Raw genomic sequence first — 13,751 nt, 5'->3', positions numbered from 1 at the left:
CTTTTTTCAAAAATACTATATTCCTACGAGGCATTTTGTATGCCCCGCAGGAAGTTAAAATTTAAAATGAGTATTGTGTTTCCAATGTTACGGACTCTTTGGTTCTTAGTTGAATTCCATTTACGTCTTGAAACAATGGCATAGCCCATTCAAAACCAAACCGAAGGTTTTTTAAAGCGCCTGTAGGGACATAGAGGTTAAAACCAATACCACTGTTAACCAAAGTGCCTCCAGAATTTGAGGTGTCCACAGTGATTACCATCATGGGATTTAGATTGGGGTCGGCACCCTCAATTTTGCTGATGGCCAACCCTTCCAATCGAGCTGAAAAACTCAACCAATCTGTGGTTTTCACTGCAAACCAGTTATTCCAGCTATATCTATTTCCCAAACGGTACTCCCGGTCATTTTTTCCAAAACGAAACAGACCTCTTACTTGACTTCCCCAAGAAACAGAATTACTTTGGCCTAAATAGGTCAAGGCCAAATTGGTGTCAAATGTTCCAGAACCCAATTGCATGGGGTAGGGCAATTCGGTTTCATTAGGTGCTGAAGCAGGAGTAATATCACTTTCCGAGATGCCCCCTGTTGGGATTGAAAAGCCCAATTGTGCGTGAAGTGACTGTAGGTTTGCATTAAAGAATTTGTACAAAACCGAAAGCTGAACATCTCCAAAGCCTTCGGTTTCGGTGGTGAAGGTCCCTCCCATGCGATTTATATGCTCCATTTCCATGGTAATATAATTGATCATGGCCATTAGCGTAATTTTATCGCTTGGTGCAAACATGGTGCCCAACATGTGCATGTTCATTGGCATACTTGTAGGGGTTACCATATAGTTTTCCAATGCATTGCCATAGGAGGCATTATCCGTGCCCTGTTTCAGTTCATCCATGTTCATGTACATATAACGGTAGGAGAACATCCATTCCCCTTTACCATGCATGTGGTCACCCATCACCGAAATGGGAGCATGTCCATCCGGTCTTCCAGAAGACCATTTTTCTGTATTGTCATTAATTTCCTGTGCGCACAAGGCAATTGTGGCCATAACAAGGATGGCCGAAATATATATTTTCATTCGATTTATATGTTGAAATTGATGGCAACCGTTTCATGTAAGAGGTTGCTCTAAAAAAAAGTATGTTCAAAAATTAACCAACAGAGCTGGGAGGATGAAAATTAAGAGCACAATAGAGGTGTGCGTAAGTGTTGATGTAATGAAAGCCATTGGGAAGTTGATCAAAGAAAATATCTTCTGAATCTAAATCGAATATCTCAACAAATCCTATGGGATATTCTTCCAATACAATTCTGGGAAGATTCTGTTTTTTTTGTTCGTTTTGTTCCGAAATACGCTGCATCAAGTAACACTTACCATTACATTCTAATTCAGTATTGTCTTTATTGATACAAAGAAATTCCGATATATAGTCCTCATAAATAATGTACTCCAACAATGGTGCAACGGGGCGTGCCATGGCTAAAAAGTAGAGTGCTATAAAAATATGGGCAATGAGCCGGTTCAATAGTGAGGATTTTGCGCTGCAAAATTATAGATAAGGAGAAATCCTGCAATAAAAAAGCGCCCTTTTAGAGCGCCTTTTAACAATTGTGTGGTCTGCTCACTCAAAATCCGAAGCGCTTACCCCTTCATTCACCTTGAGTTCCGTAACAGTAAACTCAAAAGTTTGGGGACCCATACTCTGTGATAAGTTAAAGGGGAATTTGACTCCTGAGACTTCTTGGTAGTCAGCAAACCCCATAACATTCTGTATTTGCTGCCCTTGGATTTCTTCCAGAGAAATTTCCTGAATCTTCAAACCGGATTCAATATCATAAAAAGCTGTTTTTTTGTCGGTAATCTTAAGCTTGTATGCCTTTTTATCACCGACAGGCTCAATGCCTTCCAAAGAAACATTGCCAACAGATAAATAGTTCAATTCAGGAAACGCAGCGGACTCTTCCTTGATTTTCTCAATTTCTTCCGGGGTAAGGTCTTTGCGTTGCCCTTGCACCACCATGTATCCTGATTCTCCATCTAGAACCTGTTTTTGCATAGAGTTGCCCATTACCTTTATGTTCTGCATAAATTGGTCTTGTGAGGTCTTCTTCATCTCAAGTTCCAATTTCATGCCTTGCATTTCTGCTTCGGCCACCATAGCATATGATTCTACACCCTCTAATTTGGATTTTCCACCGATGGCTTCAATATACCTTTCTAGGACCGAATTAGCGGTCATGCCTTCTGGAACCACTGCATTATACTCAGGTTTTTCGGTTTTGTTGGCAAACTTATCGTAGTGGAATACGGGAACTTCCTTGCCTTTAAAAGTGACTTTCTCAAGGTTTTCCACAATATCGCTTCCCTTCCCAACAACCACTACTCTGGCATTTGACGTGGTAAGATGTTTTTGGGCAGCTTTTTGCACATCATCAATGGAAACTGCATCAAGTCGCTCCAAATAGGTTTTGTAAAAATTACTGGGAAGGTCCTCTGTATCAATGTTGAGGGCATAAGCCGCAATGGTCGTAGGATTTTCCAAGGCCATTACAAAACTTCCTGCATACTCCGCCTTAGCATTGGAAAGTTCTTCTACGGATACGGGCTCGTTGATGATTTTGTCGATTTCTTTTAGTATTTCAACCACGGCACTATCCGTAACCGCATTTCTCACTTGAGCAGAGGCGTCAAAGCGAATAGGGCTGTACTTGTTGTCCCTTATGGCTGAGTAAGACCCATACGTGTACCCCTTGTCTTCCCTAAGGTTTAGCTGCAACCTGCCTTGTGATCCTCCACCTAAAATCCGGTTTGCCAAAAGGGCATGCAAATAGTCGGAATCCTTCATTTTTAGTTCTGTGATGTTTTCCACGGCCACTTCAGACTGTACGGCATTGGGTGCATCTACAAAGTTGATTTGCGTGTACTGTACATCTGTAGGTTTTGAATAACTGAATGATGGGGGTACCGCTTTGGACCATGGTGTGAAATTTTTGGTGATGAGCGCCTTAGCAGTTTCAAGATCTACATCGCCAACAATGACCAAATAGGCATTGGCGGGCACAAAATAGTTTCTGTAGAATTGTTCCACATCTGCCAAGGTTACGTTGTTTACGGTTTCTTCTGAAGTGATTTCCCCATACGGATGGTTCTTGCCATAGGCAAGGGCCAGTTGCACTCGTGTTGCAATGGCGGAAACATCCTTTTCTTGACTTTTAAGTCCAGTTAATAGTTGCTCCTTTTCTTTTTCGAACTCCTCTTGGGTAAAATTGGGATTTAGGGCTGCATCGGCCATGAGTTCCAAAATCCTAGGAAAGTATTTGGAGAGGCAGTTTGCGGATGCGCTCTGACTGCTAATATTTATAGACGCTCCCAAAAAGTCCACTTCTTCATAAAAATCGTCCTTGGGGATGGAACTGGAACCTTTCCCCAGCATACTGGAGGTTAAATCGGATACGCCAGCTTTGTCGCCCTGTAAAATAGGTGGGTTGTCTATGGTCAAATACATGTTTACCCGTGGTAACTTATGGTTTTCCACTACCATTACCTTTAGCCCGTTGCTCAGTTCAAAGCGAGCGGGTTCCTTTAGGTTTATTTCAGGAGCGGGGCCTTTTTTTGGAGGAGTGGTACGATCAATTTGGGCGTTAGTAACTGCCAAGAAAAGCGACAGTACGGAAAATAGGATATACTTTTTCATCTTAATTGGCATCTTTTTGTTCAGGTAAATACTCCAGTTCCAATCGCTGATTGACTTTTAGGTACTTCAGGGCCACCTCACGGATTTCTTCCCGGGTGATGGAGCGGTAAATGTCAATCTCTGTGTTGATGAGGTTGGTATCATCATAGAGCATATAGTCTTCAGCGAGGGAGCTAGCAATTCCTTCCACACCACTGTTCGCATTCACATACCCGTTTTCAAACTTGTTTCGGAGCTTTTGGTGGTCTTTTTCCGAAATAAGGTCGGTCTGGAGTTTTAAAATCTCAGCATCAATCTCATCCTTTAGATCCTGAATGGTGTATTCTCCCAAGGGAAGACCACCCAAAATATAAGCACTGTAATCCTCACCATCCAAGGGGAACGCAAAAACCTGGAGTGCCATTTTTTTATCGTCCACCAACTTTTTGTAGAGCTTGGAGCTTTCCCCATCACTCAAATACGTGGAAATCATATTGATGACATACGCATCTCTTTCAGCCTGGCCGGGAGTTCGGTATGCCAGAAAGATGGCTGGAATCTGAATATTTGGGTCATGATAGGTGGCATATAGGGTTGAGGTAATTGGCTCTTCTTTTATTTTGGGTCTATCAATTTCAGCACCTTTTGGAATGGGGCCAAAATAATCGGAAATCATTTTCTTGGTCTTTTCGGTTTCAAAATCGCCCGCTACGACCAATACCGCATTGTTGGGGACGTAGTAGGTTTTGTTGAAGTTTTTAAAATCATCCAAAGTGGCACTGGCCAGATGTTCCAGAGAACCTATTACCGCCCATCGGTAGGGATGTTTAATGAAGAGATTCTTACAAATTTGCTCAAAATAAGCACCATAAGGGGAGTTGTCCACCCGAAGTCGTCGCTCTTCCTGCACCACTTCTTTTTGCGTATCCACACCCACTTGACCAATAATGGGATGCATCATACGCTCTGACTCCAACCAAAGACCCGTTTCCAAACTATTGGAGGGGAAGGTTTCATAGTAATAGGTCCGGTCCAAATAGGTGTTGGCATTGCCTCTTCCGCCATTGGAGGAGACTATTTTGTCCCATTCGCCCCGTTCAATGTTTTGGGTGCCTTCAAACAGCAAATGCTCAAAAAAATGGGCGAATCCAGTTTTTTGTGGGTCTTCGTCCTTGGAACCCACATGGTACATCACCGCCGTGGTCACCACAGGTGCTGTGTTATCCTGATGTAAAATTACATGTAGGCCATTGGGCAGATCATACTCTTCAAAAGCTACTTCCTGCGCAGATAACAGGTTGCCCATGAAAAATATGAAAAGCATTGATGGTAATCGTCTTTTCATCTTACCTTATTTTAATGTTGGTGTATGTTGAACTACGAGGTTGGTATTGATTGTTTGACTGATGTTACACTAAATATAGAACAAAATTTACAAGACCAACGGGGAAGGTGCAAGTCTTTGTAGGAAAGTATGGGATAATTCGTAAACATTCATTAAATTAATCAACGCATCCAAAAATAAAATGAGATGAAAAATGTAACCCTTCCGATTCGGTTTGGGATAGTCACCAGTGCTATTCTTATCGCGTATTTTTTGATTTTGTCCCTCATGGGCAAGCACACCAACGTGTTCTATAGTTTATTCAATGGGGTCATTACGGGATTTGGCATTTACGAGACCATCAAGTACACCAAAATTAGACAAGGAAAGGGATTCAGTTATGGTAAGGGGTTCACGGCAGGAATCACTACAGGGTTTATAGCGACCCTATTGTTCACCATTTTCTTTGCTTTGTACAGTACGGAATTGAACAGCTCTTTTTTGGATGAGCTCTCCAAAACATGGTCCAAAGACTATAAAAATTTTCAAGGAATCGTATTCTTTACGGTGGCAATCATGGGTTTTGCCACGACCTTGGTTTTAACACTTTCCTTCATGCAGCTCTTTAAATCCTCCAACAACCACAAAAAATAATGGCCCAAAATGGGATATTGCACTTGTGGATTAAGGATTTAGCAGTATATTTGCACCCGCTAATTTAATAAAGCGACCATAAATTAATTCTAATTAACGCATTATGTACGCAATTGTAGAGATGGCAGGGCAGCAATTTAAAGTTGCAAAAGACCAGAAAGTGTACGTTCACCGTTTGCAGACTGAAGAAGGCAAAAAAGTTACTTTTGACAAAGTTCTTCTTTTGGATGACAATGGAAACGTTACCATTGGCGCCCCAGTCATAGAAGGTGCGGCTGTTGAGGCCAAAGTTGTAAAGCATCTTAAAGGAGATAAGGTAATTGTCTTCAAAAAGAAAAGACGTAAAGGATACCGCAAGAAAAACGGTCACAGACAATATTTGACCGAGATTGTTGTTGAAAGTATCGTGGCCAAAGGAGCCAAGAAAGCTGCTGCTCCTGCTAAGGCCAAAGCTGAAGAGAAACCTGCTGCTGAGCCTAAGAAAGAAGTAGCCAAAAAAGCGGAAGCTCCCAAAAAGGAAGCTCCAAAAGCTAAGGCTACTGAAGATTTAAGCTCTAAAACCGTAGCAGAGTTGAAAGAAATGGCAAAAGCCAAGGAAATCACCGGTTACTCTTCCATGAAGAAAGCTGAGTTGATCAAAGCGTTAAGTAAATAAGACACGAACTAAAATTTATATATCATGGCTCACAAGAAAGGTGTAGGTAGTTCAAAAAACGGTAGAGAATCAGAATCGAAACGCTTAGGTGTTAAGATTTTTGGTGGTCAGGCAGCAGTTGCTGGTAACATCATCGTTAGACAACGTGGTACCAAGCACAATCCTGGCGAAAATGTTTATGCAGGAAAAGACCATACTTTGCATGCCAAAGTAGACGGTATTGTTAAGTTTGAAAAGAAAGTGGGTGGAAAATCCTATGTTTCCATCGAGCCTTTTCAAGCATAAGACAAGAAGTTATATCATATTAAAGGCCCCGCAATAGCGGGGCTTTTCTTTTTTCTGCCTAACCGATTGGTAAAGGTTTGTTAACCTAACGGTGATATTTGGGCGAACGTAATTGTGTTTCTTGAACCTTCTTTGCCAATTACGTTCAATGAGAACACTTTTTGGACCTTTTTTTCTTTTGATGGTGATGGTCCTGATTCATAATAATGGTTTGGCCCAACAAACGTCTATTGACCTTACTTCGGCAAAAACATCAGACCCAACCTATCTGGAGCTTCAAAAGCAGTTGGAGCAATCCAAAAGTAAACCCGAGTTTCCAAAACAAATCGCCCAAAGCCATTTAAAACTTGGAGAATATTACCGCTCATTGGGATTGTATTCCGAAGCCATGGAACAGTACAATAGGGCACTGGAACAGATTGGCACCGATTTCAACGATACCCTCTACCTCACCCTAAACAATAATATTGGTAGGGTATACCTCTCCCAAAATAATTTTGAGTTGGCGGAACAACACTTCACTGACACCATGAACACCACAGTGAATTTGGATTACGGCAAAGGACAGGCTGAATCCATGGCGTTGCTAGGCGCATGCTATGAAAAACAAGGGGAATACGACAAAGCCTTGGCCTACCAAAAAGAAAGCCTATTACTGTTTGAACAGTTGAACGACAAACATGGGGTGGCCATGACCAATGAGAACATCGGGAGTATTTATGAGGATTTGGAGCAGTTTGACTTGGCCTACGAATATTTTAATAAAGCCTATGCGTATTTGCAAGGTAGCACTACAACCGAAGAAATCAATGTGCTCAATAACTTGGGCGATAGTTTTCGAAAAACGGGAAAGTATGATTCAGCCATTGAATATACCAGCAAAGCCCAGGAAATTGCAGAGAAGTTGAACGATTTTCATCAGTTGGAAAGTGCCCATAAAGACCTTTCTAAAACCTATGCACTCATGGGCGATTTTAAAAATGCCCATGCTCAACTACTGGAATCTGAAGAGTACAACAGTGCCATGCTAAGAGCACAGAATACCAATCAACTCAATGTGCTTCAGACCATTTATGAAACCAATAAAAAAGAGGCTGAAATACAATTGTTGAAAGAGCAGAATAAGGTAAGTGCTGCCAATCAGAACCTCTTGTGGGTGGCTTTGTTTGCCCTGGCGGCCATCCTCACCATTTTGTACAGTTATTTGGGTAGAAAACGGAAGGCCAAACTCAAAATCCAAGAATACAAACAGCGAATGCTCAAAGCGGAGCTTGATAAAAAAGCCATCGAGGAAGAAAACCTTCAAAATGAGGTGCAGCTCAAAACGGCTTCACTATCCCGGTACAGCCTGCACTTGTCCCAGAAGAACAAAATCTTGCTCGATTTGGCCAATACGCTTCGCAATATCGCTTCCCGAAAAAACATGGATACTTCGGAAAAAATAAAAGCCTTGGTTAAGGAAATTGATTTTAACCTTCAACAGGAAGACGAATGGGATGAATTCATGAACTTCTTTAAGGAGATACACCCAGAGTTCATCAAAAAACTATCCACACTTTCTGATGCCAGTCTCTCTCCCGCAGAACTTCGATTGGGTATGTTACTACGATTGAACCTTTCCTCCAAGGAAATCGCTTCTATCTTAAGGGTGACCCCAGATAGTGTTCGCGTGGCCCGACACCGACTTCGCAAAAAATTGCCCATTGACCAAAAAGATGAACTGGTAAATTTTATGATAGAGCTTTGAGTCAATTTCACTCCAATTTTTTGAAAAGGTTAGCCCCATGTAAAAAAAATGTAATTGTTGCCCTCTTGTTTCTGCCCTACTACCGATTTGTTTCCTTTTTGTTTCCCTTTATTTTAAATCTTAATAAGCTGATATACATAGTTTTGGATTGCATTCTAACTAGAACCAAAATGAAATCAATGAACGCAAGAAAACTACTTTTTGTAACGCTTTTTTTGATGTTTGGCTTTGCAAAGGCACAAGCACAAACAGGTAATATACAGGGAACCATAACCGATGAAAACGGGATTTATGTTCCGGGTGCCAATGTCTATATTGAATCACTTTCAAAGGGAGCCATTACCGATTTTGATGGAAGGTTTACCCTTGTTGGTATTCCTGAAGGGAGCTATACCTTAAAGATCACCTACATGGGCTATGCTGATGTTGATCAAGAAGTCTCTGTATCTGGTGGGCAAACCACAGGTGTTAGCATTGTATTGAACCCCAGTAACTTTGAACTGGATGAGGTTCAGGTAAGTGCTTATGGACTTAGTGGTCAAGCCAAAGCCTTGAACACGCAACGTACCAATCTGAACATTACCAACGTGGTTTCCACAGACCAAATTGGAAAATTCCCCGATGCCAACATTGGAGACGCCGTAAAGCGTATTCCCGGTATCACCATGCAGGTAGATCAAGGTGAGGCAAGAAATATTATTGTTCGTGGTCTTTCACCTCAATTGAACTCAGTTACCCTGAACGGAAGCCGTATTCCTTCTGCTGAATCGGATAACCGTAACATTCAAATGGACTTGATTCCTTCAGATATGATTCAGACTATTGAAGTGAACAAGGCCGTAACTCCAGATATGGATGCGGACGCTTTGGGAGGGTCTGTAAACTTGGTGACCCGTACCGCGCCGCAAGGATTTAGGATTTCTGCCACCGCAGGGTCGGGAATCAATTTTATTACCGATAAAAGAATATGGAATGGTTCACTCTTAATTGGTGACCGCACCAATGATGGAAAATTCGGGTACATGTTTTCAGCAACCATCAACGACAATGATTTTGGTTCGGACAACATTGAAGCCGAATGGAGCGATGAATTCGAATACTATACCGGTGAAGACGATGAAGAAGGAGATCCTATTTTGGAAGAAGCGGATGTAGACCCTTACACTAACGTAACTGAACAACGAACCTATTTGGTTCAGCGGGTACGAAGAAGTTTCTCTGCCAATTTTGATTACCAAATCAATGCTGCTAACAATATTTATTTGAAAACCATGTACAACTGGAGGGACGATCGGGAAAATCGATTCGCTTTTGCCCAAGAAATATTGGATGGTGAGGATATAGAAGAGGGAGATTTTACCATAACCAATGGAATCCCGACCCGTTTCCCTATTGAAGCTGTGCGTGAATCCAAAGGTGGTATTGCAGGAGGGCGCAACAAAAACCGAAGGTTGGAAGACCAGCGTATGCAAAACTATACCTTGGGAGGTAACCATCTCTTTGGTAATTTAAAGTTCGATTGGATGGGGTCTTATGCCAAAGCTTCCGAAGAGCGTTTGAACGAACGTTATGCCGCTTACGCTGCTGAATATATCGTCAACAATGACAACAGCAACCCAAAGTACCCCATAATGACGGCTTCAGACCCAAGTGATTTTAACAATTTGGACAATTTTGAGTTCGATGAAATCACCAATGAAAACCAATATACAGAAGAGGAGGACATCAACTTCTTTGCAAACTTTGAGCTTCCTGCGGATTTCTTTGGACAAGGGAATGGAACCATTAAGTTTGGTGCAAGAGGTCGATTTAAAACCAAATTAAGAGACAACGATTTCTTTGAATACGATTTGGAAGATGATTTTCCAACCTTGGGCGCAGTTCCCGTAAAAAGCTATACCAATCCAGATTTTCTAGCAGGTGAGAAATACCAAGCGGGAACCTTTGCCAGTGAGGAATGGTTGGGCAGTTTGAACTTGAACAGTACCAACGGTGAAGCTTTACCGGATGAATTCTTGCCAGGGAACTTTGAGGTAAAGGAAAATGTATTGGCAGCCTATATAATGTTCAATCAAAAACTATCTGATAAATTGAGTGTATTGGCTGGAGCAAGATTGGAGAACACTAAACTGGAAACGGATGGCAATAGGGTTGTTTACATTGAAGAAGATGAGGACGCAGGCATAGAGGAAGGCATTGAAGTTGAGCCTGTATCTGATGAAAACTCCTATACCAATCTGCTGCCGGGCATTCATTTTAAGTACGATGTGGATACCAACACTATCCTTCGCTTTGCATGGACCAATACTTTGGCACGTCCAAATTACCAGGATTTAATTCCAAGAGCTGAAATTGTGAACGAGGATGAGGAAGTCATCGTGGGGAATCCAGAATTGGACCCAACCACTTCCATGAACTTCGATTTAAATGCCGAACACTATTTTCAAAGCGTGGGAATCCTTTCCGGAGGTCTTTTCTATAAAAGAATCAACGACTTTATTTATACCTATATCACAGAAGCTGAAGATGATTCCTTTGGTTCTGGAACAACAGGGTATGATGTTTTTCAACCTTTGAACGGAGACAGCGCTTCCATTTTTGGAGCAGAATTATCCTTCCAGCGTCAGTTGGATTTCTTACCTGGTTTCGCCAGAAACTTTAGTATTTATTTAAACTATACCTACTTATCTTCCAGTGCCGATGGTATCCGCAACGAGGATGGTGATGAGCGTACCGATTTGGATCTTCCCAACACAGCGCCTAATATGTTCAACGGATCTTTGGGCTATGCCGATAAAAGGTTTAGCGCGCGACTTTCAGCCAACTTTTCCGATTCGTATATCGATGAAATTGGAGGAAACGCTTTTGAAGACCGCTACTATGACACCCAGTTTTTCTTGGATTTCAATGCCAGCTATGCCATTACCAACAACTTGAGGATTTATACCGATGTGAACAACATCACCAATCAACCCCTACGGTATTTCCAAAGTGTGAAAGAAAGGACCCAACAAGCGGAATTTTACGATATCCGTTTTACATTCGGGTTGAAATACGATTTGTTCAGAAAATAATTCAGGTAGTATTTTATATACTAAGTCATGATGAGTACCCGTCAATTACTGACGGGTACTTGGAGTGACAACCGTTACCCATAAAGTTTCTAGTATGAAAAAATTATATATCCCATTTATTTTGGTGTTGGGAATCATCTCGTGCAAACAAGGCAGTTCACTGCCGGCCATAGCTCCTGATGTTATCACCGAAAAAACCCCAAACGATACCGATGACCCTGCCATTTGGATCAATCCTGAAGATGCTTCAAAAAGTATTGTTTTTGGAACCGATAAGGAAACCAACGGAGGTGTTTATGCTTTCGATTTGGATGGAAAAATAATCAGAGAGAAGTCTATCACAGGTATTCAACGCCCCAACAATGTGGATTTGGAATACGGTTTTCAATTGAATGATTCTGTAGCTGTTGACGTAATTGCCTTTACCGAAAGAGAGAAGCAACAAATTCGATTGTTCTCTGTCCCCGATATGAAACCCTTGGACAGTGGTGGTTTCCCTGTTTTTGAGGATGAAACCGATGTGGAGCAACGTTTGGCAATGGGAATCAGCCTGTATAAATCCCCTAAAGATTCATCGATTTATGCCATTGTCGGAAGAAAAATTGGGCCAAGTGGTTCGTACCTTTATCAGTATAAATTTGAATCCGATAGCACCGGGGTATCCGCCAATTTGGTACGAAAATTTGGAAGTTTTACCGGAGGAAAAGAAATTGAGGCCATTGCAGTGGACAACGAACTCGGTTTTGTGTATTATTCTGATGAAGGCGAATGCATAAAAAAATATTACACAGAACCCAGCATGGGTGACGAAGAGTTGGCTTGTTTTGGGGGGGAATTGTTTTTGGAAGATATTGAGGGCATCGCCATTGCCAGATACCCCAACGGAGAAGGCTATATCATTGTTTCCGACCAACAACGTGGTCAGTTCAATATTTTTTCAAGAAAGGATAATTCATTTATAAAAGCAGTCAATCTTTCCACCCTTGAAACAGATGGTTGTGATGCGGTTACTGTTGCGTTGAACGAAACCTTTCCGAATGGACTTTTTGTTGCCATGAACGATCAAAAGGACTTTTACTTTTACGATTTGGGAAAATTCTTGGAGTCTAAATAGAAATCACCTCAATATAATCATCACATCGAGCCTGCCTTTGTCGGCAGACAGGCGCTCAAGTTGACAAAGTTATGTGGCTACTGATACAAAACCAGAGCTTAAAAACGCAATTTTCGTTTTCGGGCTGTAATGGCCCAAGTATCTGTTTTCATTCCATTTTCAATGACAGATACCTCATCATGAAGGTTAATAGTAGGACAAATGTGATACGGAATGCCATACAGGACATCCCCAACTTTATAGTTGTCCCAATCTTTTACTTGGATCACGCCATGCTCCTCACTTTGTGAAAGCAATTCGTAATTCTCAAGATTCAGGAATTTTACGCGTTTGTCAATGGGATTTTCCGCGGCGACGGATTTATGGCCCAAATCTACAGTTATAATCCCCTCGGTAGGCTTGGAGATAATTCGGGTCACCAGGAGGGCAGCGTATTTGAAGTTCTGCTCCGTTAATTTTTCACCGTAGCCCCAATCCCAAAGTACACAAGTACCAGGACTGGTTATTCTCTTTTGTTTTTGTAAATGTGAAGTGAAGGAAGGTGTTCCCCCGCAGATCAATTCAGCATGGGGATAACTTTCTTTCAACGCTTCAAAATAGACGTCAACATCTTTTACACCGGCTTCTATCTTTTGGTTACGAACCGCGAATTCAGAATCCCTTAAATGACCATCATAGGCATGAAGTCCTTTAAAAATCAATGCCTTGCATATTTTTAAATAGGCCATAAGCTCATCCAGCCCTGGGCCAATTGCAATGCCTGAGCGGTTCATTCCATTATTAATATCAATATAAACAGCAACGGAAAGCTCTTGTTCCAACGCTTTTTGGTTTAAAAGCTCTGCACTGTCCTCGTTATCCAATATGGTAGAAAACTGGGTATCGGGATAATGTTTTATCAAGCTTAAAATGCGGTCTATTTTAGGGCCAACCAATTGATGGGCAATTAAGACAGATTCAGCTCCAGCTTCAGCGGCAATTTCTGCTTCTGAAATCGTGGACGCCTTAAAATTGGTAATTCCCGACTCCAACATAACCCGCATTACCTTAGGCATTTTGTTGGTTTTGATGTGGGGCATCAATCGTTCCGTTTGGCCATCCACCAAAGTGACCATCTCATTGATGTTGTACTTGAGGTGTTCTAAATACAAGGCCACGGAAGGGGAATCCACTGTTTCCACATTTTTGATTACGTACCAATCTTCTACCATCTTCAATGCT

At 41.7% G+C, this 13,751-nt stretch carries 11 protein-coding genes; 6 read left to right on the top strand and 5 right to left on the bottom strand.

Annotated features, from left to right (window positions below):
• Positions 1-61: 61 nt before the first annotated feature.
• The 4 genes from AB1A65_RS02835 to AB1A65_RS02820 form a co-directional block, all read right to left on the bottom strand.
• Entirely contained in the window at positions 62-1,081 is a 1,020-nt protein-coding gene (locus tag AB1A65_RS02835) for a transporter (RefSeq protein WP_366585438.1), read from the bottom strand.
• A 73-nt stretch (positions 1,082-1,154) separates the two neighbouring features.
• Complete coding sequence (locus AB1A65_RS02830) at positions 1,155-1,529, bottom strand: hypothetical protein (protein ID WP_366585436.1); 375 nt, start codon at positions 1,527-1,529, stop codon at positions 1,155-1,157.
• Between the two features lie 96 nt (positions 1,530-1,625).
• Positions 1,626-3,698, bottom strand: coding sequence for a pitrilysin family protein (locus AB1A65_RS02825; RefSeq protein WP_366585434.1), 2,073 nt, complete (start codon positions 3,696-3,698; stop codon positions 1,626-1,628).
• 1 nt (position 3,699) lies between these two features.
• Positions 3,700-5,022, bottom strand: a complete 1,323-nt coding sequence (locus tag AB1A65_RS02820; protein ID WP_366585432.1) for a pitrilysin family protein — start codon at positions 5,020-5,022, stop codon at positions 3,700-3,702.
• Positions 5,023-5,208: 186 nt separating this feature from the next.
• On the opposite strand from AB1A65_RS02820, the gene AB1A65_RS02815 reads away from it, so the two are divergent.
• From AB1A65_RS02815 to AB1A65_RS02790, 6 genes are all read left to right on the top strand, one after another.
• Complete coding sequence (locus AB1A65_RS02815; RefSeq protein ID WP_366585430.1) at positions 5,209-5,655, top strand: DUF4199 domain-containing protein; 447 nt, start codon at positions 5,209-5,211, stop codon at positions 5,653-5,655.
• A 103-nt stretch (positions 5,656-5,758) separates the two neighbouring features.
• Positions 5,759-6,310 (top strand): 50S ribosomal protein L21, encoded by a 552-nt coding sequence (rplU, locus tag AB1A65_RS02810; protein ID WP_366585428.1) that lies wholly within the window; start codon positions 5,759-5,761, stop codon positions 6,308-6,310.
• 24 nt (positions 6,311-6,334) lie between these two features.
• The gene (rpmA, locus tag AB1A65_RS02805) at positions 6,335-6,595 is read left to right on the top strand and encodes a 50S ribosomal protein L27 (protein ID WP_366585426.1); all 261 of its coding nucleotides are present in this window, start codon (positions 6,335-6,337) and stop codon (positions 6,593-6,595) included.
• A 148-nt stretch (positions 6,596-6,743) separates the two neighbouring features.
• Positions 6,744-8,342 (top strand): tetratricopeptide repeat protein, encoded by a 1,599-nt coding sequence (locus AB1A65_RS02800; protein WP_366585425.1) that lies wholly within the window; start codon positions 6,744-6,746, stop codon positions 8,340-8,342.
• 170 nt (positions 8,343-8,512) lie between these two features.
• Positions 8,513-11,416 carry a TonB-dependent receptor gene (locus AB1A65_RS02795; protein WP_366585423.1) on the top strand — a complete coding sequence of 968 codons (2,904 nt, stop codon included), beginning with the start codon at positions 8,513-8,515 and terminating at the stop codon, positions 11,414-11,416.
• Positions 11,417-11,510: 94 nt separating this feature from the next.
• Entirely contained in the window at positions 11,511-12,530 is a 1,020-nt protein-coding gene (locus tag AB1A65_RS02790) for a phytase (protein WP_366585421.1), read from the top strand.
• A gap of 98 nt (positions 12,531-12,628) precedes the next feature.
• Here the strand turns inward: AB1A65_RS02790 and AB1A65_RS02785 are convergent, their stop codons facing one another.
• Positions 12,629-13,741 carry a D-TA family PLP-dependent enzyme gene (locus AB1A65_RS02785; RefSeq protein ID WP_366585419.1) on the bottom strand — a complete coding sequence of 371 codons (1,113 nt, stop codon included), beginning with the start codon at positions 13,739-13,741 and terminating at the stop codon, positions 12,629-12,631.
• Positions 13,742-13,751 lie beyond the last annotated feature (10 nt).

Origin of the sequence: Allomuricauda sp. ANG21 (assembly GCF_040705235.1) — a bacterium.
GTDB lineage: Bacteria > Bacteroidota > Bacteroidia > Flavobacteriales > Flavobacteriaceae > Flagellimonas > Flagellimonas marina.
The sequence above is the reverse complement of the archived record's forward strand: the minus strand, read 5'-3'. Positions and strand labels throughout refer to the sequence as shown.